Annotated in this window: 22 protein-coding genes; 12 read left to right on the top strand and 10 right to left on the bottom strand. The window is 65.5% G+C overall.

Translation table 11 applies throughout. The features are described from left to right. Nucleotides 1-31: 31 nt before the first annotated feature. The 5 genes from FA702_RS19075 to FA702_RS19055 all read right to left on the bottom strand — a co-directional run bounded on the left by FA702_RS19075 (nucleotide 32) and on the right by FA702_RS19055 (nucleotide 3,234). Nucleotides 32-799, bottom strand: a complete 768-nt coding sequence (locus FA702_RS19075; protein WP_168196142.1) for a DNA-binding domain-containing protein — start codon at nucleotides 797-799, stop codon at nucleotides 32-34. 2 nt (nucleotides 800-801) lie between these two features. Continuing rightward, nucleotides 802-1,638, bottom strand: a complete 837-nt coding sequence (locus FA702_RS19070) for a DUF692 domain-containing protein (protein ID WP_136957701.1) — start codon at nucleotides 1,636-1,638, stop codon at nucleotides 802-804. Between the two features lie 72 nt (nucleotides 1,639-1,710). Further along, nucleotides 1,711-1,980 carry a hypothetical protein gene (locus FA702_RS19065; protein WP_124809448.1) on the bottom strand — a complete coding sequence of 90 codons (270 nt, stop codon included), beginning with the start codon at nucleotides 1,978-1,980 and terminating at the stop codon, nucleotides 1,711-1,713. A gap of 76 nt (nucleotides 1,981-2,056) precedes the next feature. Beyond that, nucleotides 2,057-2,698 carry a DUF1109 domain-containing protein gene (locus tag FA702_RS19060; RefSeq protein ID WP_136957700.1) on the bottom strand — a complete coding sequence of 214 codons (642 nt, stop codon included), beginning with the start codon at nucleotides 2,696-2,698 and terminating at the stop codon, nucleotides 2,057-2,059. After that, nucleotides 2,695-3,234 (bottom strand): sigma-70 family RNA polymerase sigma factor, encoded by a 540-nt coding sequence (locus FA702_RS19055; RefSeq protein WP_136957699.1) that lies wholly within the window; start codon nucleotides 3,232-3,234, stop codon nucleotides 2,695-2,697. The genes FA702_RS19060 and FA702_RS19055 overlap by 4 nt, the downstream gene beginning before the upstream one ends. A 175-nt stretch (nucleotides 3,235-3,409) precedes the next feature. Between FA702_RS19055 and FA702_RS19050 the strand changes: the two genes are divergently transcribed. Both FA702_RS19050 and FA702_RS19045 read left to right on the top strand, forming a co-directional pair. Then, complete coding sequence (locus FA702_RS19050; protein WP_136957698.1) at nucleotides 3,410-3,673, top strand: DUF2282 domain-containing protein; 264 nt, start codon at nucleotides 3,410-3,412, stop codon at nucleotides 3,671-3,673. Between the two features lie 74 nt (nucleotides 3,674-3,747). Further along, on the top strand, nucleotides 3,748-4,194 hold the full coding sequence (locus FA702_RS19045) for a DoxX family protein (RefSeq protein WP_136957697.1): 447 nt from the start codon (nucleotides 3,748-3,750) through the stop codon (nucleotides 4,192-4,194). Between the two features lie 23 nt (nucleotides 4,195-4,217). Here FA702_RS19045 and FA702_RS19040 read toward each other — a convergent pair whose 3' ends face one another. Beyond that, nucleotides 4,218-5,489: a Rieske 2Fe-2S domain-containing protein gene (locus tag FA702_RS19040; RefSeq protein WP_168196141.1), complete on the bottom strand. Its 1,272-nt coding sequence runs from the start codon at nucleotides 5,487-5,489 to the stop codon at nucleotides 4,218-4,220. Nucleotides 5,490-5,703: 214 nt separating this feature from the next. On the opposite strand from FA702_RS19040, the gene FA702_RS19035 reads away from it, so the two are divergent. From FA702_RS19035 to FA702_RS19020, 4 genes are read left to right on the top strand one after another with little or no spacing between them, the layout of a single operon-like run. Then, nucleotides 5,704-8,142, top strand: a complete 2,439-nt coding sequence (locus FA702_RS19035; RefSeq protein WP_136957695.1) for a TonB-dependent receptor — start codon at nucleotides 5,704-5,706, stop codon at nucleotides 8,140-8,142. A gap of 36 nt (nucleotides 8,143-8,178) precedes the next feature. After that, nucleotides 8,179-9,087, top strand: a complete 909-nt coding sequence (locus FA702_RS19030; protein ID WP_136957694.1) for a VOC family protein — start codon at nucleotides 8,179-8,181, stop codon at nucleotides 9,085-9,087. Next, a complete protein-coding gene (locus tag FA702_RS19025; RefSeq protein WP_136957693.1) occupies nucleotides 9,084-10,199 on the top strand; it encodes an FAD-dependent oxidoreductase in 1,116 nt (371 codons plus the stop codon). The genes FA702_RS19030 and FA702_RS19025 overlap by 4 nt, the downstream gene beginning before the upstream one ends. A gap of 23 nt (nucleotides 10,200-10,222) precedes the next feature. After that, complete coding sequence (locus FA702_RS19020; protein ID WP_255504917.1) at nucleotides 10,223-11,203, top strand: fumarylacetoacetate hydrolase family protein; 981 nt, start codon at nucleotides 10,223-10,225, stop codon at nucleotides 11,201-11,203. Here the strand turns inward: FA702_RS19020 and FA702_RS19015 are convergent. Further along, nucleotides 11,200-11,841, bottom strand: coding sequence for a TetR/AcrR family transcriptional regulator (locus tag FA702_RS19015; protein ID WP_136957692.1), 642 nt, complete (start codon nucleotides 11,839-11,841; stop codon nucleotides 11,200-11,202). The two genes, FA702_RS19020 and FA702_RS19015, sit on opposite strands and share 4 nt — an antisense overlap. A 79-nt stretch (nucleotides 11,842-11,920) precedes the next feature. Here FA702_RS19015 and FA702_RS19010 point away from each other — a divergent pair, with 79 nt between their 5' ends. The 4 genes from FA702_RS19010 to FA702_RS18995 are packed head-to-tail and all read left to right on the top strand — an operon-like array spanning nucleotide 11,921 to nucleotide 16,506. Further along, nucleotides 11,921-12,904, top strand: coding sequence for an MBL fold metallo-hydrolase (locus FA702_RS19010; protein WP_136957691.1), 984 nt, complete (start codon nucleotides 11,921-11,923; stop codon nucleotides 12,902-12,904). Further along, nucleotides 12,894-14,195 (top strand): fumarylacetoacetate hydrolase family protein, encoded by a 1,302-nt coding sequence (locus FA702_RS19005; RefSeq protein ID WP_136957690.1) that lies wholly within the window; start codon nucleotides 12,894-12,896, stop codon nucleotides 14,193-14,195. Before FA702_RS19010 ends, FA702_RS19005 begins: the two co-directional genes overlap by 11 nt. Next, on the top strand, nucleotides 14,192-15,238 hold the full coding sequence (locus FA702_RS19000; protein ID WP_136957689.1) for an amidohydrolase family protein: 1,047 nt from the start codon (nucleotides 14,192-14,194) through the stop codon (nucleotides 15,236-15,238). The genes FA702_RS19005 and FA702_RS19000 overlap by 4 nt, the downstream gene beginning before the upstream one ends. After that, nucleotides 15,235-16,506: an MFS transporter gene (locus tag FA702_RS18995; protein WP_136957688.1), complete on the top strand. Its 1,272-nt coding sequence runs from the start codon at nucleotides 15,235-15,237 to the stop codon at nucleotides 16,504-16,506. The genes FA702_RS19000 and FA702_RS18995 overlap by 4 nt, the downstream gene beginning before the upstream one ends. A gap of 90 nt (nucleotides 16,507-16,596) precedes the next feature. Here FA702_RS18995 and FA702_RS18990 read toward each other — a convergent pair whose 3' ends face one another. The 3 genes from FA702_RS18990 to FA702_RS18980 all read right to left on the bottom strand — a co-directional run bounded on the left by FA702_RS18990 (nucleotide 16,597) and on the right by FA702_RS18980 (nucleotide 18,576). Next, nucleotides 16,597-16,998, bottom strand: a complete 402-nt coding sequence (locus FA702_RS18990) for a DUF1398 domain-containing protein (RefSeq protein WP_136957687.1) — start codon at nucleotides 16,996-16,998, stop codon at nucleotides 16,597-16,599. A 34-nt stretch (nucleotides 16,999-17,032) separates the two neighbouring features. Next, complete coding sequence (locus tag FA702_RS18985; RefSeq protein ID WP_136957686.1) at nucleotides 17,033-17,485, bottom strand: MarR family winged helix-turn-helix transcriptional regulator; 453 nt, start codon at nucleotides 17,483-17,485, stop codon at nucleotides 17,033-17,035. A gap of 134 nt (nucleotides 17,486-17,619) precedes the next feature. Further along, nucleotides 17,620-18,576: a LysR substrate-binding domain-containing protein gene (locus FA702_RS18980; protein WP_136957685.1), complete on the bottom strand. Its 957-nt coding sequence runs from the start codon at nucleotides 18,574-18,576 to the stop codon at nucleotides 17,620-17,622. A gap of 138 nt (nucleotides 18,577-18,714) precedes the next feature. On the opposite strand from FA702_RS18980, the gene gabT reads away from it, so the two are divergent. Together gabT and FA702_RS18970 are read left to right on the top strand one after the other, a co-directional pair. Next, nucleotides 18,715-19,998 (top strand): 4-aminobutyrate--2-oxoglutarate transaminase, encoded by a 1,284-nt coding sequence (gene gabT / locus FA702_RS18975; protein WP_136957684.1) that lies wholly within the window; start codon nucleotides 18,715-18,717, stop codon nucleotides 19,996-19,998. Then, on the top strand, nucleotides 19,998-21,479 hold the full coding sequence (locus tag FA702_RS18970) for an NAD-dependent succinate-semialdehyde dehydrogenase (protein ID WP_136957683.1): 1,482 nt from the start codon (nucleotides 19,998-20,000) through the stop codon (nucleotides 21,477-21,479). Before gabT ends, FA702_RS18970 begins: the two co-directional genes overlap by 1 nt. The last annotated feature ends 58 nt before the right edge of the window (nucleotides 21,480-21,537 follow it).

The raw sequence follows: 21,537 nt of genomic DNA, 5'->3' as shown, positions 1-21,537 counted from the left end.
TGGCTGCGCGGGATTTTACAGGGCTTTGGCTTCAGCGATCGGGGTGCCGCAGGAGACCCGCCTGACTCCACCGCGCGAGCAATTCGCCCGCCAGCGCAAGACCGTGGTCCGCTCCCAGCGTCTCGACCAGCTCTTCGCACATCGTCTCGAAGCGCAAGCCGGTGGCGAGGCGGGGCAGCAGGGCCGCTTCCTGCGCGTCCATCGGCTGAAAGCAGCAGGTGAATTCGTGCCGCCACAGGATCAGCGCGCGCACCCCGCCGTCATGATCGGCGGCGGGTAGTGCTTCCTCGCGGTTCAGCGCGGCCCAGATATCGGCCGCGTTGGTGGAAAGCGTGAGGAAGGTTGCCGAGGGGACGAGCCGCAGCGTGGCCGTATCCCATGCTACGTCGGGGATGTCCGCCAGCGAGAGCGCCGGGGCGTCGGGCGCGACGAAGGCTTCGGACAGGGCCAGTTCCAGCCGGGCGAGGTCTGCCGTTTCGGGCTGGTCTGGAAACAGCGCGGCCAGCGTGCCCGGCAGGCCTTCGGCATATTCGTCCAGCGTCCAGCTGTGCGGGGGCACGGCGTCGACATGATGGGCGGCCGCGCTGCGGAACGCGTCCGCGCCGATCAGCGCCAGCGTCTGCGGATAGCTCGCTTCCAGGCAGTCCATCAACTGTGCGCGATAATTGTTCTGGTACACGGAAAGCCCGCGCCGGTCAGCCAGCGGCAGGCGCTCGGCGGCGCTTTTGTCCGCTGCGATCAGCCACTGGCGAAAGTCGGCCTGCATCGTGCCGAGACTGGTCGCGTTCGGTCCGGTCACGTTCAGGCCCATGCCGGGCTACCGTTGCACGCGATCGAGCGGGCGACGTCCAATTCGTCGAGCAGATCGGCCAGCGGCGGGATGTTGTCGTCCCGCTCGATCATTACGGCGACGTCGGTGCCGAGCTTGCGCATCACTGTTCCAAACAACGCCCAGACCGGATCGGGCACGGGCTGGTCGTGCGTGTCGATCAGCAGTTCGCGGCCCTGCGTGTGACCGGCGAGATGGATCTGGCGAACCTGATCCAGCGGCACGCCCGCGATGTAGGCATGGGCGTCAAAGCCATGGTTCACCGCGCTGACGTGAATGTTGTTCACATCGAGCAGCAGGCCGCAGCCGGTACGCTGGCATAGGGCGGCGATGAATTCCCATTCGGTCATCTCCGCGCCGGTGAAGGCGAGGTAGCTGGACGGGTTCTCGATCACCAGCGCCCGCCGGAGAACGTCCTGCGCCCGATCGACGTTGCGGCACACCACATCCAGCGCCTCTTCCGTGTAGGGCAGGGGCAGTAGGTCGTGCGAATTAAACGCGCCGGTGCGCGTCCAGCACAGGTGATCCGAAACGAGCATCGGCTCCACCTCGTCCGCCAGCGCCCTGAGCCGCAGGAGATAGTCGCGATCGATCCCATCGGCGGACCCGATCGACATCGAGACGCCGTGCAGCGCCACGGGATGCTTTTCGCGCACCCGGCGCAGCACGTCGCGCGGGCGACCGCCGGGGACCATGAAGTTTTCGGAGATGACCTCGACAAAGTCGACCGGGACGTCGCCTTCCAGAAAGTCATGGTAGTGCGGCTTGCGCAAACCCAACCCGAAACGGGGGGAGGAGAGAGATGTCATGAGGGGCGCTTTGGCAGGGTTGGTGCGGACCCGCCGGCCGCACGCGAACGCGCGACCGGCACAGGCCGCGAATCAGCGCGGAGCGGTCAGGCTTCCGCCGGCCTTGGTGCATTCGGCAGCGGTCGTGTCCTTGAAGCCCTGGCCCTTGCAGTCGTTCATGCCCTTGCAGTCATGGTTGCCCGACTTGCAATCGGACTGGCCCTTGCAGGCGTTGATGCCATAGCAGGCGACCTTGGGCGCTTCGTGGTGCTTGGCCAACGCGGGCGTGCTGCCGGCCATCGAAGCGGCGGCGATCAGGGCGGCGGTGGCGGCGAAGCTGATGCTCTTTGTGGACGCTTTCATGGTATTCTCCTGAAGACTTGCCTGAGTGGCAACGGTACTTCGGGCGACCGGCTGCGACGGTTACAGATTTTGCGAGTCACCACCGCAGTAATTTCGGCCCCAGCATCGCCCCCGTCAACGCCGCCAGCGCGATACCGAGCGAATACCACGTCAGCACGAAAATCGCGGAGACTTCCGGGCAATGCAGGCAATAGAGCGTGGCCGCCCAGGCGCCCGCCGTGAGGCCGGCGGTGGCGCCCGCGGCGCGCAGCCGCGTGGGGGCCAACCGCCGGAACGACCACAGCAACCCGCCGAAAATCGGGATCGCCAGCAGGAACACATTGCGCGAACAGATCTTCCAGCTCGCGCCCAGCCACATCGCCATCCATTCGGACGATGGCGTCTTGGCCATTTCCGCAATGCTGATCGCCGCAAGGCCCGCCACCGGCAGGGCCATGATCCACAGCCAGCCGAGCGCCGCGCCGTCCGGCCGAGCGAGCCGAGCGGTCGCCAGCGACGCGCAGAGAGCGAGCGACGCGGTGTAGAACCACTTCATCCAGAACGCGCCACCATGCATGGCGACCCACAGATCGGGCCGGAAGCCCAGCCATGCGCCCACGGCGAGCAGAGTCCCTCCGCCCCCCAGGATCAAACCGGCGATCAGCCTCCGGCGCAAGGCATGGCGCGGCACGGGTTTGACGTCCTTCGTCAGGCTGTCGATGAGGTCGTCGGTGTTCATTTCAAAGTGTCCCTGACCCGTGCGGCGAGCGCTTTCAGCCCGCGATGCACGGATACTTTCACGTCGGATTCGCCCATGGCGTGCCGCGCGGCGGCTTCGGCGGTACTGAGCCCGTCGATCCGCGTGGCCCGGATCGCGGCGGCCTGTTTGGCCGGGATCGTATCGAGCAGGCGGGTCACGTCCGAGCGGGCGTTGCTGGCGTCCTCGAAGCCTTCTACGACAAGAATGTCCTCCAGTCCCTCGATCGCACAGGTTCGCCCGGTGCGCCTGAAGCCGTCGATCATCTTGTAGCGGGCGATGGCGAAAACCCAGGCCATGAGCGGCCGGCCGGCGTCGTAGGTCATGCGCCGCTGGTGCACCGCGATCAGCGTTTCCTGGACAAGATCTTCCACATCGTCCTCGCGCCCGCTCATCCGGCGACGATAGAACTGGCGCAGTACCGGCAGGAGTCCGCGCAACAGCAACTGGTGCGCGGCAGCATCACCGTCCAGCCCGCGTGTCATCCACGCCTTCAGTTGATCTTCGCTTGCCTGCATATGCTTTCCCGAAGCCGTTTCGGGGCGGATGGGACGATCGTTACAACCGGACGGGCAATCCGGCAAAAATTTTACCGGACAATGACCCGTAACCGGAACGCGTCCCTGACCGAAATGCGGTGGTCGGACCTGATCGGGCCGGTGGATCAACGAAACTCGCAGAGGAGAATGGACCATGAAGATCACGCACGCGGCGCTGGCTGCCGCCATCGCCATCACCGCCAGCACTGCCGTCAGCGCGGCCGACGCGCCGCAGATGGAAAAGTGCTACGGCGTGGCCAAGGCCGGCAAGAACGACTGCAAGGCCGGCGCCGGCACCAGCTGCGCCGGAACCTCGCGCGTCGACTACCAGGGCGATGCCTGGAAGCTGGTGAAGGCCGGCACCTGCACGCACATCCGCACGCCAAAGGGCTTCGGGTCGTTGACCCCCCGTACCTGAAGCTCCTGCCCGGCCGGTTGACTTGCCCCCGTTCCTCACCGGCCGGGCCTTTCCTTTTGCCTGGGAGACGGCTCATGAACCCCGAAAGCAAATCCGGCCTGGCCAGCCTTGCCGCGCGGATTGGCAGCGATGACGCGCTTCTCCTGCTCAACCGGCTCGCCATCGCGCCGGTGTTCTTCCTGTCGGGCCGATCGAAAGTGGAAGGCCTGTTCACGATCACCGACGGCACATTCGAGCTGTTCCGCAGCGAATATGCGCTGCCCTTGCTGCCGCCGGTGCTGGCGGCGTGGATGGCCACGATCGCCGAACACCTGTTCTCGACCATGCTAGTCCTTGGCCTCGGCACGCGCATCGCCGCGTTCGGCCTGCTGGGCATGACGGCGGTGATCGAAATCTTCGTCTATCCCGACGCGTGGCCCACGCACCTGACCTGGGCCGCGCTGCTGGTGCCGTTGGTGCTGCGTGGCGGTGGCCACTTCTCGCTTGACGCCTTGCTCACCAGATCGCGGGCGGCGCGCTAAAATACCCGCCTCGCCGTTTCGCCCTAAGCGCTTTCGTGTCCGGTGAGCAGCGCTTGCCGGACGTCGCGCCAGTTTTCTGTCTTGGGATAGGCAAAGCTTAGCGCGCGGATGTTTCGCAGGTCGGCCTCAGGACCGGTGAACGGTACGGTTGACGTCGTCTGGTAAGACCGGACCGCATCGAGCAACATGCGACGCGCGCGGTAGATCACCCGGTCGCACGTGCCGAGGTATTCGCGGCTACGGTCCACGATGGTCCCCATCGATTCCTGCACGGCGAAATCCTCGTACGGGTTGCCACGGTTGACGATACCGGACCAGTGGCCGGCCTTCATCGCCTCGCGGTCCTGGTGCCAGAGGTTGGATTCATCGCCCATGTCCGAATTGAAATGGTCGGGATCGCCGCTCCAGTTGCCCATCAGCGTCAGGTTGCTGCCATCGACGGGCGCGTCGGCGTCGTAGGATATGTACCATTGCGCCGTGGTCTCGTCGTCGATCGGAATCGAGCAGCACACGATCCGCGCCCCCGTCGGGGCGGCGGGGATGAAGCTGAAGAAGGGCAGGGCGACTTCGCGCACGCGGGCGTAGTCCTGATCGCCCAGTTCCGTGCGGATCGCCCCCTCGGTGAAGCCATAGGGCTTTTCGTCGAATTCGAACACCGGCGCGCCGTCGCCCAGCATCATGTCGCTCTCTTCCAGGAAGAGCGACCGGCCGACCGCGCTATCGAGATTGGTGGCGTGCAGGAATGTCACGTGCGCGCTGTCGAGCAGGGCTTCGAGACCCTGCAGCCAGTTGGTCTTGATGATCCCGCGCAAGGGGAACACGTGCGCATCGGGCAGTTGCGTGAACTCGAAGTCGGGGAAGGGCGGGGGCGTCTCTTGCGCGCCCATGTAGACCCACACCAGCCCGCCGGCCTCACGCGTGGGATGGCTGCGGACAGGCACGCTTCGCGCAAACCGTTCACGCTGGCCGCGCGGCTCCGTGGGCGCATCGACGCATACGCCGTCGACGCTGAACTTCCAGCCATGGAAAATGCAGCGCAGGCCGTTCCCTTCGTTGCGCGCCAGGCGCAGGCTCGCGCAGCGATGCGGACACGCTTCCTGCAGGAATCCCACGCGTCCGTCGGTGGCGCGGAAGGCGACGAAGTTCTCGCCGAACAGGCGGACCTTCTCCGGCGCGCCATCGGCTTCCAGCTTGGCCGAGCGGCATGCCGGCACCCAGTATTCCCGGAGCATGTTGCCCATCGGCGTGCCTGGCCCGATCCGGGTGAGCAGGGTGTTGTCGGCGGCGTTTAGCATGTTCGATCTCCCAATCGCGCAGCGGAGGTCGGCCGGAAAGGCCGCCTTACTGATTTCCTCCAAGGCTAGGACAATAATTCCCGTTGGCAAGAAATAATTCGCTCGGGAGGGGTGCAAGACCCATGCACCCGCTTGCGGAGCCCCATATTTCATGATAGCCGGAATTAATAATTCAGCCGCCCAAGAATAATGGGTGCTTAACGGGAGAGGGATCATGAAGCGATTCCATGGCAATGCGTGTGTGATGGCCATCGCGCTGGGGACTTTGCCGGCCGCGGCCTATGCCGAAGCCGGCGATGCCGATGCGCAGACGGGGCAGCTGGGCGAGATCATCGTGACCGCCGAAAGGGTCAGCCAGAGCCAGCAAAAGACACCGCTGGCGATCGACGTGGTAACGGCCGATGATCTGGCGATACAGCGCGTCACGCGCGCGGAAGACCTTTCCCGCACCTCCCCCGCGCTCGCGACCATCGGTGGCTCCGGCGGCACGACCACGTTCTATCTGCGCGGCGTGGGCAACAATACGGTCAACGCCTATTCCGACCCCGCCATCGCCTTCAACTACGACGGGGTTTACATCGGGCGCCCCAGCTCGACCTCCGGCATGTTCTATGACCTGGCCCGCGTGGAAGTGCTCAAGGGGCCGCAAGGCACGCTCTATGGACGCAATGCCACGGGCGGCGCGATCAACGTCATTCCCAACCGCCCGAAGTTGAACAGCACCGGGGGCGAGGTCAGCGCCGGCTATGGCAACTACAACTGGTTGACGCTGCAGGGGGCGGTGAACCTGCCCTTGGGCGAGAACGTGGCGATCCGCGCCGCGGGCAATCTCTCGCGCCATGATGCCTTCCTCAGCGATGGCACCGGAAACCAGAGGGAAGCCGGCGCCAGGCTTCAGATCTACGCCGAGCCGAGCACGGCGCTCGATGTGCGGCTGGCGTTCGACTATGCGCACCAGGGCGGCGCCAGCGCGTCAGGCTATTACGTCGGCGCAGTGAACCCGACTTTCGGCCCCACGGGCTTCGCCGGATACAACTTCGTGCCTTCGCGCTTTTCCACGCAGCAGGGAACCGGCGATCCCGCTTCGCAGGGCTTGCTGGCCTCGCGCTTTCTGGCACAGGCGGGACGTGCGGGTGCCGTGCAGGATGGCCGTCCTTCCAATGACAACAGCTACTGGGGCGTCACCGCCGAACTGAACTACAAGACCGATGCCGGGACGCTGACGATCCAGCCGGCCTGGCGTGAGGCGAACCTCGATTACGTCTTCACGAACATCTTCCGCGAATCCGGTTCGAAGGAAAAGGACCGGCAGGCCAGCGTCGAGGCGCGGTGGACTGGCAGCGTGGGCAAGCAGCTGGATTACCTGATCGGCGGCATCTATTACGACGAGCGGATTTCGGCGAGCGCGTGGTACAACCAGTGGACGCTTTCGCCTTTCCAGAACTTCAAGACCAGCACGGAATCGTGGGCGGGCTTCGGCAAGGTTACCTTCAAGCCGGTGGAGGGGTTGAGCCTGACGGCGGCCGGGCGCTACACGTCGGACCGCAAGACCTTCAACGGCACGTCGCAGGTCTATCTGCTGTTCTGCGGCCAGCCCGGCATCGGCAATGTCTGTCCGAACACGCCGCTTATCCCCCGGGTGCAGACCGCCGCCGATGTGGAAGCGTTCTACGCCGCCAACGGCGTGCCGATCACCAATGTGCCGCTGTTCGTCTTGCCGCCGTTTGCTGGCGGATCGACCACGGCGCCATTCGTGCTGCGCTCGCCGATCCCGGTCAATTCCGGCCTCACGAACAACAAGTTTACCTATCGCCTCGCCGCGCAGTACGATTTCTCGCCGCGCAACATGGTCTATGCCAGCTTTGAAACGGGATACCACGCGGGGGGCTTCACGTTTGCCCGCGGCCTGGAATCCTATGCGCCGGAAACTCTGGACGCCTACACCATCGGATCGAAGAACCGGTTCTTCGGGAACAAGCTGCAGGTCAATCTCGAAGGCTTCATCTGGAAGTATCGCAACCAGCAGTTCAGCCAGTTCGGCTATGACCTTGGCAATCCGCCATCGACGGTGTTCCTGACGCGCAACATCGGCAACAGCACGATCAAGGGCTTCGATCTCGATGTCGAACTCCTCGCGGCGACCGACACCCTGCTGTCAGGCTCGGTGCAGTATCTCGACACGAGCTATGACAGCTTCGTGTATTATGTGCCGAACCAGGGGCTGCCGCCCAACACGGCCTGCCCCTTCGCGCCGACCACGCAGACGACACCGGGCGGCACGATCAACGTCTTCGCGATCAACTGTTCGGGCCGGCCCGCGTTCAACGCCCCGAAGTGGTCCGTCACGCTCAACGGGCAGCAAACGTTCCACCTCGATACGCTCAAGCTGGTGCTCCAGGCCAATACCCGGTTCCGCAGTTCCACCTTCGTCAGCGCCGATTACCTTTCGTACCTGAAGGCTCCTGCCAATTTCGTCACCACGCTTTCGGTGACACTGGCGGAGGAAAGCGATCGCTGGTCGATCACCGGCTACGTCTTCAACGTGGAGAACAACCAGCGCATCGTGAATCCCTTTACCAACAGCGCCAACCTGATCGTCGCCAACGCGGAGCAGCCCCGCACCTACGGCGTCCGGGCGGCATTCAAGTTCTAGCATGAACCAGCACCAGCGATCTGGAGCCATATCGACATGACAGTTTCGGTTACCGACCTTCAATACGTTGCCCTCGCGGTCCCGGACATTGCGGCGGAGAGCGATTTCTTCCGCGATGTCTGGAAGCTTGAGCCCGCGTTCGAGCAGAACGGGATGGTGTATCTTGCGGCCACGGGGTCTTCGCATCCTTACGTGATCCGCCTGCGCCAGGACAAGGTTCGCAAGACCGATCTGATCGGCTATTCGGCGGCGAGCCGGCCCGATGTCGATGCCCTGTTTGCGCAAGTGCGGGGTTCGGGCGCGAAGATCATCAGCGAGCCCGCCGAACTGGATGGTCCGGCGGGGGGCTACGGCTTCCGGGCCTTCGATCCGGACGGTCACGCCTTCGAAGTGGTTGCCGGCAGCGCTCAGCGAACCGTTGGCGACGTGCCGCCCGCGCTGGCGGCGCCCTTGCGCATCAGCCACGTCGTGCTTCATTCGCCAGCGCACAAGGCGCTGGAGCAATGGTATCGCGACGTCCTGGGCTTCCGGCTTTCGGACTGGCTGGGCGATTTCATGGTCTTCCTGCGCTGCAATCCGGCCCACCACCGCCTGGCGATTCTGCCGGGACCGCCGGCGCTCAACCACATCGCGTTCGACGTCGCCTCGATCGATGCCCTGATGCGCGGCCTGGCCCGGATGAACGGCGCGGGGATCGAACTGCAATGGGGGCCGGGACGCCATACGGCGGGCAACAACACGTTCACCTATTACACCACGCCCAACGGCAATACGGTGGAATATACGTCGGACCTCGAGGAAGTTGACGAGGCGACGTGGCAGCCGAAGGTCCATACGCCTGGGCTCGAAACGATGGACCAGTGGGGCACCGGGCGGATCATTCCCGGAAACAAGCCCCATGCCGAAATGGCGCCCGATCCGGCGCTGTGGCAGGTGCCGGCATGATCGCCTCGGCACTGGTGATCGGTGGCGGCATCGCGGGGATGAGCACCGCGCTCGTACTCAGCGGGCAGGGCGTGGCGGTCGACCTGATCGATGCCGATCCCGAATGGCGCACCTATGGCGCGGGCATCAGCGTGACCGGCACCTCGCTGCGCGCGCTCGATGATCTCGGCTTGCTCGATGAAGTGCGTCTGCGCGGACACGTCGGCTCGGGCTTCAAGGGGCGTTCGCCCGATGGCGGCATCCTGTTCGAAGCGCCGCCCGTGCCCGATGCCGCCCCGATCAACTGCAGCGGCGGCATCATGCGGCCGGAACTGCACGAGATCCTTTCCGCGCGGGTGAAGGCCTCGCCGGCGACGGTGCGGCTCGGCACGACAGTCGCCGCGCTCGAGGACACAGGCGCTGGTGTCGAGGTCGCATTCTCGGATGGATCACGGGGGCGCTTCGATCTGGTGATCGGAGCGGACGGCATCTATTCGCAGACGCGCGGCGCTCTATTCCCCGATGCTCCCGCCCCGGTCTTTACCGGGCAGGGCTGCTGGCGGGCGATCGCGCCACGGCCGGAAGGCATGACCGGGACGGAGATGTTCTTCGGCGGGCCGGTGAAGCTGGGCTTCAATCCCGTTTCGCCCACGCACATGTACCTGTTCGCGTTGGAGCACGTGCCGGATAATCCGCGCTATGCGCCGGAGGAAATGGTCGGCCGTCTCAAGAATCTGCTGGCGGGCTTCGGAAGCTACGTCGCCGAGGTGCGCGATGGCCTGGGCGATCAGTCGCTGGTGAACTACCGGCCGCTGGAATGGCAGTTGCTGGCTGATCCCTGGTACAAGGGACGCGTGGTGCTGGTCGGCGATGCCGCGCACGCCACCACGCCCCACATGGCGTCGGGCGCGGGCATGGCGATCGAGGACGCGCTGGTGCTGGGGCGCGAGCTTGCCGCGCATGACAATGTCGATGCCGCGCTGGCTTCGTTCATGGCGCACCGCTTCGAACGCGCGCGGATCGTGGTGGAGAATTCCGTGCGGATCGGCACAATCGAGATGACCGGCGGTGATCAGGTGGAAGCCAACCGCATGCTGGGCGGCACGCTGGCCGCCCTTCAAAAGCCCTATTGAAGCCAGAAACCTGATTGAAGAAGGTGCAACCGAACGTGGACTTTACCGGAATAGCGACGATCATGGTCGATGGCGCGCCTGCGGCGGTGGCCGTGCGCGCAGGCAAGGCCTTGCCGCTCGCACGGGTTGGCCTGGCGAACGATGCCTTGCGGCTTGTTGAAGCGTGGGAAGAAACGTGCGCGGTCATCACCGGGCTCGGCGAGGACGCCTGGACGCAGGCCGTGCCGTTCGAAATGGCGGCCGCGCTTGCCCCTTACGTGCCCCGGCAGGTGTTCTGCACGGGGGCGAACTATCGCAAGCACGTGATCGGGCTGATGATGGGCGACCCGTCGATGCGGACGGCCGACATGGAAGGCAAGTCGCCCGAGGAAGTGCGCGCCCATGCCGAACGCGTGATGGACGAGAAGGCGAAGACATCGATCCCCTTCTGCTTCATCAAGCTGCCGTCGGCCGTGATCGGACCGAACGATACGGTGGTCCTGCCGCGGCAGGTCGAAAAGCCCGATTGGGAACTGGAACTGGGCGTCGTCATCGGCAAGCGCTGTCGCCATGTGTCGCCCGAACAGGCCATGGACCACGTTGCCGCCTATGCCGCGGTGAACGACGTGACCGCGCGCGAACTGATATTCCGCAAGGATGGCTCGGCCGTCGGGCCGGACTGGCTGGCGGGCAAGAGCTTTCCCACGTTCCTGCCGTTCGGCCCGTTGCTGGTGCCACGCCAGAACGTGGCCGATCCCTATGCGCTGAACATCCGGCTTTCGGTGAACGGCAAGGTTTATCAGGACGAATCCACGTCCGACATGATGATCGGCATCGAACGGCAGATCGCGTTCCTGTCCAGCATCGTCGAGCTGCAGCCGGGTGACCTGATCTGCACCGGTTCGCCTTATGGCAACGGATCGGCCTTCGGGGTTTACCTGCAGGATGGCGATGTGATGGAGGGAGAAATCACGGGCCTGGGGCAGCAGCGCAATCCCTGCGTGAAGGAAGGCGCCGCCGGTTAACGCCGGCGAAGCCCGTCCAGCAGGAGTTTCGGCACGAACGCCTCGTATTCCTGTTCCAGCGCGGCAAGATCGGTTCCCTCCGGCACGAGCATCTTCACCACCTCTTCGCCGGAGTGGAAGAAATCGCTGATCCCGATCACCGCCAGATGGACGAACAGAGGAGAGAAATCGGTCAGTTGCTTGTCGTGATCGGCATCGAGCAAGGCCTGGTAGGCCTCGACCGGGATGCTCTGCCACTTGCGGAGCTTTTCGCGCACTTCGGGCGAGCGGACGCTGCTCAATTCCTCGGCCATCAGCCGTTGCATGTATCGGGCCGACCGGGTGAAGCGGAACGTGCGGTGGATCAGGTCTTCCAGCCCAGCCTCGGGCGTAAGGTCTTCCGAACGGGTTTCGACCTCGGCCTGAAGCGCGATCTGTTGCGTGACTTCCAGCAGCAGGGCCTCGCGCGATCCGAAATAGTAGCGGACAAGGGCAGGGTCGGCCCCGGCCTCGCGCGCGATGGCGGCGATCGTCACTTGCGCCGGAGTCAATTCCTGGAGCAGCTTCTTGGTGGCGGCAATCAGCGTTTCCTTGCCGACGCCATCCCCCGAACCGACCGGTCGTCCCTTGCCCCTGCGCGGCTGTTTGCTGCTGCTCATTTTTCACCCTTAGCGCGCGACTTAATTCTTGAGAACAGGAATAAAGGCGTTAGGGTTGTGGCGGGAGAAGGAGACTGGAATGGCGAATTGGGCCTTCACGCAGGGCGTCCATGATATCGGCAACGGCGTTTACGGCTACGTTCAGCCTGACGGCACATGGGGATGGTCGAACGCCGGGCTGATCGTATCGCAGGGAGAAACCCTGCTGGTCGATACGCTGATGAGCCGAAGCCTGACCGGGACGATGCTGGCGGACTTTGCGCGCGTAGACGGTGGCGATCATATCGATCGTCTGGTGAACACGCACGCGAACCCCGATCATTTCGTGGGCAACGGACTTGTCGAAGGGGCCGAGATCATCGCGACGGTCGAAACCGCGCGCGAGATGGGCGGGTTCGATCCGGTCCGATTCGCCAGCCTGGCCGATAACTGGCAGGCGATGGGCGATGCCGGGGCCTTTCTCTACGAAACCATGGGCCGCAAGTTCGACTGGAGCGATCTCGATTCCGTCGCCATGCCCAACCGTACCTTCGAAAAGGCGTTGCAGCTGAGCGTCGGCGATACCGCGGTCGAGCTGATCGACCTTGGCCCGGCGCATACTGCGTCCGACACGATTGCCTGGCTGCCGCAGCAGCGCGTGGTCTTCACCGGGGATCTCCTGTTCAACGAAGGGCACCCGATCATGTGGGATGGCCCGATCGAAAACTGGATCGCGGCCTGCGATCATATCATCGCGCTCGATCCCGAAGTGGTCGTGCCCGGCCACGGCCCGATCACGGATACCGTGGCGGTCGCCAACCTGCGCGACTACTTCCGTTATGTCCGGGACGAAGCGCGCCGGCGGTTCGAAGCCGGGATGGGCTGGAAGGAGGCCGGGCGCGACATCAACATGGCCGAGTATCGCGGCTGGACCGACCCGGAGCGCATCGTGGCCAACGTCTTCGCGCTGTACCGGCAATGGGGGGCACCGCTCGCGCCGGAGGACGGGGCCGACCTGTTCGGTGAAATGGGTCGCTATGCCCGCGAACTGGCTGGGCACGAAGGGTGTGGCCATGACCATTGATGCGCCGCTCAACGCCACGCACGATCCCGCTGCGCGGTCATGGCTCGCTTCGGCCAACCTGCCTGAAACGGATTTCCCCATCCAGAACCTGCCGTTCGGGCTGTTCGAACACGGCGGCCGGGTGCGGGGCGGGGTGGCGCTTGGCGATTGCGTGATCGATCTGGCGGCGCTGGCTGACAGCGGATTGCTCCGTGGCGACGGCGCGCTCACGGCTGCGAAGGCGGCCAGCGGGGAAACGCTGGCGCCGTTGCTGGCCTGTGCGCCGGCCGACGTAAGCGTCTTGCGCGCGGAGCTTTCGCAGCTGTTCCGCGAGGGTGGCGGAGCCGACCGATCGGTGCTGCAACCGATGCTTGTGCCGTTGGCGGACGTGACGCTGCGCCTGCCGGTCCGTCCGCCGGCGTTCACCGACTTCTGCACGTCTTACGATCACATCGCGCGGATGGGCCGGAAAACGCCCGGTCTTGCCGCACTGTCGCTACCCGTTGCCTACAACGGTCGGGCGAGTTCGGTGGCGGTAAGCGGAACGCCGGTGCACCGGCCGCTGGGCCAGTTTGAAACCGCGCCCGGCAGCGGCGAAGTGCGCTTCGGCGCGGAACCGATGCTCGATTTCGAACTGGAGTTCGGCGCCTGGCTGCGGGGCGGGAACGCTCCGGGCCAGCCCCTGACCATGGCGGAAGCGGAGCAGGCCCTGTTCGGATGCTGCCTTGTCAACGACTGGTCGGCGCGGGCCATCCAGTTCTTCGAATCCATTCTCGGACCCTATCTGGGTAAGTCGTTCCTGACCACGGTCAGCCCCTGGATCGTCACGATGGAAGCGCTGGCGCCGTTCCGCGTTGCGGCGCGTGGCCGCGACGAAGGCGAGCCCGCGCTTGCCCGGCATCTTCGCGATCCCGCCGACATTGCCGGGGGAGGGCTGGCGATCGAGCTGACGGCGGAACTTGCCGCGCCGGGCCTTGCCCCCCAGCGGATCGTGCGCACCAACACGCGCGACCTCTACTGGACGCTGGCGCAGATGGTCGCGCACCAGACCTCCAACGGCACGCCGATCGATACCGGCGATCTTATCGCCACCGGCACCGTTTCCGGTCCGGAAGACGAAAGCCGGGCCTGCCTTGCCGAGATCACACTGGGCAGCGGCGTGCCGATCACGCTGTCCGATGGCAGCACGCGCACGATGCTGGAGGACGGCGACATCCTGACCATACGCGGCCGCGCCACGCGCGATGGCTTCGTTCCGATCGGCTTCGGCGAATGCGCCGGGGCCATCCATCCTGCACGGAGCGTTGCATGAGCCTGTTTACCTGCGGCGATCGTGCGCCGATTCCCGTCCGCGCACGCGGCCAGCATCTGGTTGTCGACATCCATTGCCATCTCGGCATCCCGGCGGCCGATGCCATCGTGCAGGCGCGCTATCCAGGGCCGCCGCCGGGCATCAACGATTTCACCAGCGCCAAGACCAGCGAGGTCAACCGTGCGATGTTCGGCGCGATGGGCCGCACGCTCAACACGCTCGATACGCGCCTTGCCGACATGGACCGGCTGGGCATCGATGTGCAGGCGCTGTCGCCCAGCCCCGGGCAATACTTCTACTATGCCGACGCGGAGACCGGCCGCGATGCCGCGCGCGCGGTGAACGACGGCATGGCGGCGGCGGTCGCCAGCCAACCCGACCGCTTCGTGGGCATGGGCACGGTTCCGCTGCAGAACGCGGAAATGGCGATTGCCGAGATGCGCCGCTGCGTGGCCGAGCTTGATCTGCGCGGCATCGAGATCAGCTCGAACGTTAACGGCGAAGATCTTCACGCCGAACGCCTGCGCCCGTTCTGGGCGGCGGCCGAGGAGCTTGGCGTGCTGATCTTCCTGCACCCCCTGGGTTTCACGCAGGGACAGCGGATGAGCGAGTATTACTTCAACAACCTGATCGGTAATCCGCTGGAGTCCACCCTGGCGATCGGACACCTGATCTTCAGCGGCACGCTGGACCGGCACCCGGGACTGAAAATCTGCGTGGCGCACGGCGGCGGCTATCTGCCGGGCTATTGGGGCCGCATGGACCATGGCTGGCGGGCGAGAGGCGATTGCAGCGAGCATTGCCAGCACGCGCCCTCGAGCTATTTGCGCAAGCTCTGGCTCGATACGCTTGTGTTCGATCAGGACCAGCTCGACAGCCTGGTCCGCACGCATGGCGCCGATCGGCTGTGCCTGGGTACGGACTACCCCTTCGACATGGCGGAGCCCGATCCCGTCGGTTTCCACGCGCGGTTGGCGGAGGAGGACAAAGCGCGCATCCTTGGCCTCAACGCCGCCGGTCTGCTGGGCCTGGCGCCGGCATGACGCCGACCGAGGGGGCGCCGCGGCAGGCCTTGTCGTCGTACTGGGCGCTCGCCGTCCTTTTCCTGACGAACGTTCTCAACCAGGGCGACAGGATGCTGTTCGGCGTGGTGGCCGAACCGATCCGTACGGACTTGCGGTTGAGCGATACGCAGCTGGCGCTGGCCAGCGGTCTGTTCTTCGTGCTGTTCAGCCTGCTCGGGGGCGTGTTCATCGCCAGGCACGTGGACCGGGGCAACCGCGTCAGGATTCTGGCGGCGGGCATCGCGCTGTGGTCGTTGGCGACAGCCTGGACCGGGCTTGCCCACAGCTACCTCTCGTTGTCGCTGGCCCGGATTCTCGTCGGCATTGGCGAGGCGACGGCTTTCCCCGTGGCCATGTCGATGATTCCCGATCTGTTCCGGACCGAAGCGCGTGGCCGGGCCGTATCGATCTATCAGTCGAGCAATTTCGTCGGAATCGTCGGCGGTACGATACTGGCCGGGGTTCTTGCCGCCCTGATGGGGTGGCGTAGCATGTTCATCGTGTGCGGCGGAGCGGGCCTGGCGGTGGCCGCGCTTCTGGCGCTTACTGTGCGGGAGCCCGCCCGCGCTCGTGCCGACGACGAGCCCCCCGTGGCCTACTGGACCGATCTCGTGACCGGCTTTCGCGCGGTGCTGCGCATAAGAGAGGTCTTGTACCTTTCGGTGGGCCTCGGCTTCACCGCCATGATGGGGTCGGTGCTGGGAGCATGGGGGCCGGCTTTCCTGATCCGGTTGCACGGGGTTGAACTGGGGCAGGTGGGGATTTTGATCGGTCCGCCGGTCGGGCTTGGCGGCATCGTCGGGACCGTCGCGTCGGGTTTTCTCGCCGATGGCGTGGTGCGCCGCACCGGGCGGCGCAATGCCATGTTGCGGGTTTCGTTGGTGGCGGTGCTGCTCTCCCTGCCGTTCATGGCGGGCTTCGTCTTCGTGCGGGAAATCCAGTTTGCCCTGGTGTGCGCCGGCGTCATGAACCTTCTGCTCAGCGCGGCCATTCCGCCGATCATGAACTACGCGATCGGGCTGGTCGGACCGCGCGAGCGCGGGATCACCGCGACCGTCGTGATCATCCTGATGGGCCTCGTCGGGGGAGCACTCGGTCCGGCTGTTGTCGGCGCGATCAGCGATGGGTGGCAGGCCGGACACGGCGCGCAGGCGCTCCGCTACGGACTGGCCGCGATGCTGGTTTCCCCGATCATCGCCGGGTGGATCATTGCGTCCGTGCTGAGAACGGCCGACGTCAGGATCTGAACGGCGCGCGCTGGCCGGTTTGCTGCGGAAGTTGACCTTCCCCGACGTCGCCTCCTGTACCCGCCCCGGCTGCTTACGATGCCGTGCGGGTCATTGCGGGAACATCTCGACGTGGGTTTCACCGGTTCTGCCGTAATAGACCACGCGGCGCCCGAGGAACGAAACGATATAGCCGGCGCAGCCTTTGTCTTTTGCCTTCTGGCTGAAAGCCGCGTAGCTGTAGTCGGGACCGTCGGACTGAGCCCAGCGCACCAACGCCTCCACGCCCGCGTTGTCAAAGCTCGCCGCCACCGCGCCGGCCGAATTCGGTAGATCGAGATCGACGCAATCGCCATCGGGCAGATAGCAGGTCTGGCTGTTGCGACGATAGTCGACCGCATAGCCTTCGAACCCGGCATCAATCAGCCTGTGGATGATTTCCGGGAAGCTCAGGCTGCCATCACAGGCCGCATTGAGACAGGCTTTGGCCACAGCAATCCGTTCCGCGTCCACGCGCAGTTCCTTTCTTCGACGATATGAAAGTCGGTCAGTCGACGGGCATGGCCGACAGCTTGTGCTTGGCGATGAGGGTGCGCAGCAGTGCCCGCAGCCCTTCCTGCTCCTTACCGGTAAGGGCAGCAAGGAAGGCGGCGTCGTTCTCATCGGCAAGGCGGGCGAGCGCCGGCACCTTTTTCTTCCCCACGGCCGACAGCGAAAGGCGGTGCGCGCGCTTGTCATCCGGGTTGCCCGTGCGCTCGATCAGCCCTTTCGCCACTAACCGGTCAGCGAGCTTGCTGATCGCTCCCCTGGTCATACCCATCCTGCCGGCGAGAACCGACGGTGCGACAGCTTCACCGCCATAAAGGGAGCGCAGCAGCACCCATTCAGCCACCGTCACGCCTTCGCTGGCTACCTTGCGCGCGAACTCCTGCGACACGGCATTCGACACCATCCGCAGCAGATAGCCCGTATGGTCGGGGAGGTCGGAAACAACGGCCATGGGCGCTCCTATATGTTGACTAGGAAACTATATAAAAATGTTTCCTAGTCAACATATATAAACGATCGGTCCCGAGCATGGTCGAGAGCACGAACAATGGCTACGGCGAGGGCGTCTTTTCGACGGCGTCCACTTCAGGTTGCGCTGCCGTCCGGCACGGACCACGCCTGTTCGTCTTGCGCTACGGCCTTGTGCAGCCATCGCCGGAAGCGGGCGACAAGCGGCTCGTTCCAGCGTGGCCGGCTGCATCGGAAATAGTAGGCGCCCAGCCGGACAGGCTCCCACGGGCCGTCATCGGGCGACAGCTTGACCAGGCGGCCGCTGGCCAGGTCGTCGGCAACCAGGTAATGGTTGGCCAGCGCCACGCCTTGCCCCGATCGCGCCGCGACGAGCGCCAGGTGGGCCTGCCCGTACCGTGCGACGGGCTGGCTGACCCTGGGGCTAAGGCCTTGTAGCGAAAGCCAGCTGGCCCATTCCGCATCGGACCGCTCCTGGATCATCGGCAGGTCCAAAATGTCCTCGCGTTTTCGCAGGGCGCCGTGCCGGCCGATCCTGAAAGACGGCGCGGCGACAGGAAACACCACGGGCCGGGCAATTTCCTCCGCGCGCATGTCATCGGGCAAGGTCTTTGCGTCATCGTCGAACAGATAGCGGATGTCGCCGTCCGCTTCGTCGTGCCGGAACGATGGTTCCGTGTCGGTGGAGTGAAGATCGACCAGCGGTCCGCTGCGGTCGCGCGCGCCGGTGCGAAAGTCCGGGAGGCGTTGCGCCAGCCAGTGCAATGAAAAGCCTGCGGAACACCAGATGGTCAGCGGGCGCGCGTGCGCTCCCTTCACCGCGCTCGTCGCCGCTTCCATGTCGGAAATGGCGGCGGAGATTCGCGCGTGATACCGGCGCCCGGCTTCGGTCAGCTCGCCCGTCCGGCGATTGTAGAGCGTGACGCCCAGGAAGGTTTCCAGCGCGGCCATGTGACGGCTAACGATGGCGTGGCTAATCTGCAGGGAGTGCGCCGCCTTGCGAATGCCACCCAGGCGACCGACCCGGTCGAACGCGCGCAGCACGGCAAACGGCGGAAGGGTTCCGGAGCTCATAGTGGTAACCTAGCGTTACCACCACCACCATACAAGGCGCCTTCCGCGCGTTGGTGGAGGGTTCTAGGCAGGCCGCTATCGTGATCTGCGCCGGCCGCTTCCGCTCGCGCATTCCACCAGCGCAGCAGGAGTTGCCTCATGACGAACCAGTCCATTCTCGAACGCCGCGAACGCGCGGTGCCGCGTGGCGTTGCCACGGCCACATCGGTCTTCGCGGCCCGAGCCGAGAATGCCGAGATTTGGGACGTCGAGGGCAAGCGCTACGTCGATTTCGCGGGCGGCATCGCCGTGCTCAACGTGGGACACCGGCATCCCCGCGTGATGGCGGCCGTTTCCGCGCAGCTTGATGCCTATACGCACACGGCGTTTCAGGTCATGGCCTACGAGCCTTACGTCGAGCTGGCCGAGAAGCTGAACGCGATCGCGCCGGTGGAAGGCGAAGCCAAGACCATCTTCTTCACCACCGGCGCGGAAGCGACCGAGAACGCGGTGAAGATCGCGCGCGCCGCCACCGGCCGGCCCGGCATCATCGCCTTTGCCGGCGGCTTCCACGGACGCACCCTGCTGTCTTCGGCGATGACGGGCAAGGTCAACCCCTACAAGAAGGGTCTCGGTCCTTTTCCCGCCGAAATCTACCATATCCCGCTCCCCTCGGAATCGAGCGGTGTCACGCTGGACCAGACGCTCAAGGCGCTGGATTTCCTGTTCGCGGCGGACATCGAGCCGGAACGCATCGCGGCCTTCATCATCGAGCCGGTGCAGGGCGAGGGCGGGTTCCATATGGCCGATCCCGGCTTGTTCGAGGCGCTGGACAAGCTGCGCCAGACCTTCGGCATCCTGATCATCGCGGACGAGGTGCAGACCGGCTTCGCGCGCACCGGCAAGATGTTCGGCATCGAACACCAGCCGGTGAAGCCCGACCTGCTGACCGTAGCCAAATCCCTTGCCGGCGGCTTCCCTCTGTCGGGCGTGATCGGCCGTGCCGAGGTGATGGACGCGATCGGCCCCGGCGGACTGGGCGGTACTTATGCCGGCTCGCCGGTCGCGGTGGCGGCGGCGCTCGCCGTGCTGGACGTGATCGAGGAGGAAAAGCTCAACGATCGCGCCAACGCTATCGGCGAACGCATCCGCGCGGCGATCACGGTGGCGGCAACGCGCAACGATACCGTCCGGATCGCCAACCTGCGTGGCCCCGGCGCGATGATCGCCTTCGACGTGATGGACCAGGACGGCAACCCGGACGGCGCGGCAGCCAAGCGGGTGACCGGCGCGGCACTCGAACGCGGGCTGGTGGTGCTGACCTGCGGCACGCTGGGCCAGACCATCCGCATCCTGGTGCCGCTAACCGCCAGCGATGCCCTGCTCGACGAAGGGCTGGCGGTTCTGATCGATGCGCTCGTCGCCGCGAAGGAAGCCGCGTGATGCTTGCCGAGAGGTCCACGCCCGTGCTCGAAAATGACGAACTTGGGCTGCTGCGCGATACGGCGTTCATCGATGGCGCCTGGGTAACGGGCGAGCACAGGTTCGACGTGACGAATCCCGCCGATGGCTCGCTGGTCGGTACGGTGCCGTCGCTCGGCGCGGCTGAAGCGACGCTGGCGGTCGACGCGGCGGCGCGGGCGCAGCCGGCGTGGGCGCGGCTGACTGGACAGGCGCGGGGCGCTGTCTTGCGGCGTTGGGCCGCCCTGATGCTGGAGAACAAGGACGCGCTGGCGCGCCTGATGACGGCCGAACAGGGCAAGCCGCTGGCGGAAGCGGCGGGCGAAGTCGCCTATGCGGCAAGCTTCCTCGAATGGTTCGCGGAAGAGGCCCGGCGCGTGAATGGCGCGCTGTTGACGCCCCATGCCACGGACCGGCGGCTGGTCGTTCGCAAGGAACCCGTTGGCGTGGTCGCGGCGGTGACGCCGTGGAACTTCCCGCTGGCGATGATCACGCGCAAGGCGGGGCCGGCACTGGCCGCCGGCTGCACCTTCGTGCTCAAGCCATCGGAACTGACGCCGCTGTCGGCGCTGGCGCTGGCGCGTTTGGCGGAGCTGGCCGGCGTTCCGGCGGGCGTGTTCAACGTGGTGATGGGCGATGCCGTCGCCATCGGCGAGGTGCTGACCGGCGACAAGCGGGTGCGCAAGTTCACCTTCACGGGCAGCACGGCGGTGGGCAAGATGCTGGCCGCGCGCTGCATGAACACGGTGAAGCGCGTTTCGCTGGAACTGGGCGGCAACGCGCCGTTCATCGTGTTCGACGATGCCGATCTCGAAGCGGCCGTGGAAGGCGCGCTGGCGTCGAAGTTCCGCAACGCCGGGCAGACCTGCGTCTGCGCCAACCGGCTGCTGATCCAGTCCGGCATCTACGATGCCTTTGCCGCGCGACTGGCGGAGCGGGTGGCGGCATTCGTGGTCGGCCCGGGCCTCGCCGGGCGCACCGATCAGGGGCCGCTGATCGATGCCCGCGCCGTCGCCAAGGCGCAGGCGCATGTCGAGGACGCGGTTTCGCGTGGCGGCCGGATTTTGACGGGGGGCGCTCAACTGACCGACGACGCCCACGCGGGCGGCACGTTCTTCGCGCCGACCGTGATCGCGGACGTACCCGCCAGTGCGCTGCTCTGCCGCGAGGAGACCTTCGGCCCGGTGGCTGGGCTGGTGCGGTTCGAAACCGAGGAAGAGGTCATCGCGCTCGCCAACGATACCGACGCGGGGCTGGCGGCCTACGTGTTCACGCGTGATCTCGGGCGGAGCTGGCGCGTTCCCGAGGCGCTGGCCTATGGCATGGTAGGGCTGAACACGGGCCTGATCTCCACCGAAGTCGCCCCGTTCGGCGGGGTCAAGGAATCGGGTATCGGGCGCGAAGGATCGTCGTTCGGGATGGACGACTATCTCGACATCAAGCTGACCTGCCTGGGGGTCTGAGTTCAGCCCGGAGACGTCGCGCATCCGTCGGACTTATGACCCGCTTCGTCATTGCGAG

The organism is Novosphingobium sp. EMRT-2 (assembly GCF_005145025.1).
Taxonomy (GTDB): domain Bacteria; phylum Pseudomonadota; class Alphaproteobacteria; order Sphingomonadales; family Sphingomonadaceae; genus Novosphingobium.
Note: the sequence above shows the minus strand (reverse complement) of the source record. Positions and strands in the feature narration are given on the sequence as shown.

Coding starts and splice junctions, on each gene's coding strand:
- FA702_RS19070 (WP_136957701.1), bottom strand. CDS start 1,638: ATGACATCTCTCTCCTCCCCCCGTTTCGGGTTGGGTTTGCGCAAGCCG.
- FA702_RS19065 (WP_124809448.1), bottom strand. CDS start 1,980: ATGAAAGCGTCCACAAAGAGCATCAGCTTCGCCGCCACCGCCGCCCTG.
- FA702_RS19060 (WP_136957700.1), bottom strand. CDS start 2,698: ATGAACACCGACGACCTCATCGACAGCCTGACGAAGGACGTCAAACCC.
- FA702_RS19055 (WP_136957699.1), bottom strand. CDS start 3,234: ATGCAGGCAAGCGAAGATCAACTGAAGGCGTGGATGACACGCGGGCTG.
- FA702_RS19050 (WP_136957698.1), top strand. CDS start 3,410: ATGAAGATCACGCACGCGGCGCTGGCTGCCGCCATCGCCATCACCGCC.
- FA702_RS19045 (WP_136957697.1), top strand. CDS start 3,748: ATGAACCCCGAAAGCAAATCCGGCCTGGCCAGCCTTGCCGCGCGGATT.
- FA702_RS19040 (WP_168196141.1), bottom strand. CDS start 5,489: ATGCTAAACGCCGCCGACAACACCCTGCTCACCCGGATCGGGCCAGGC.
- FA702_RS19035 (WP_136957695.1), top strand. CDS start 5,704: ATGAAGCGATTCCATGGCAATGCGTGTGTGATGGCCATCGCGCTGGGG.
- FA702_RS19030 (WP_136957694.1), top strand. CDS start 8,179: ATGACAGTTTCGGTTACCGACCTTCAATACGTTGCCCTCGCGGTCCCG.
- FA702_RS19025 (WP_136957693.1), top strand. CDS start 9,084: ATGATCGCCTCGGCACTGGTGATCGGTGGCGGCATCGCGGGGATGAGC.
- FA702_RS19015 (WP_136957692.1), bottom strand. CDS start 11,841: ATGAGCAGCAGCAAACAGCCGCGCAGGGGCAAGGGACGACCGGTCGGT.
- FA702_RS19010 (WP_136957691.1), top strand. CDS start 11,921: ATGGCGAATTGGGCCTTCACGCAGGGCGTCCATGATATCGGCAACGGC.
- FA702_RS19005 (WP_136957690.1), top strand. CDS start 12,894: ATGACCATTGATGCGCCGCTCAACGCCACGCACGATCCCGCTGCGCGG.
- FA702_RS19000 (WP_136957689.1), top strand. CDS start 14,192: ATGAGCCTGTTTACCTGCGGCGATCGTGCGCCGATTCCCGTCCGCGCA.
- FA702_RS18995 (WP_136957688.1), top strand. CDS start 15,235: ATGACGCCGACCGAGGGGGCGCCGCGGCAGGCCTTGTCGTCGTACTGG.
- FA702_RS18985 (WP_136957686.1), bottom strand. CDS start 17,485: ATGGCCGTTGTTTCCGACCTCCCCGACCATACGGGCTATCTGCTGCGG.
- FA702_RS18980 (WP_136957685.1), bottom strand. CDS start 18,576: ATGAGCTCCGGAACCCTTCCGCCGTTTGCCGTGCTGCGCGCGTTCGAC.
- gabT (WP_136957684.1), top strand. CDS start 18,715: ATGACGAACCAGTCCATTCTCGAACGCCGCGAACGCGCGGTGCCGCGT.
- FA702_RS18970 (WP_136957683.1), top strand. CDS start 19,998: ATGCTTGCCGAGAGGTCCACGCCCGTGCTCGAAAATGACGAACTTGGG.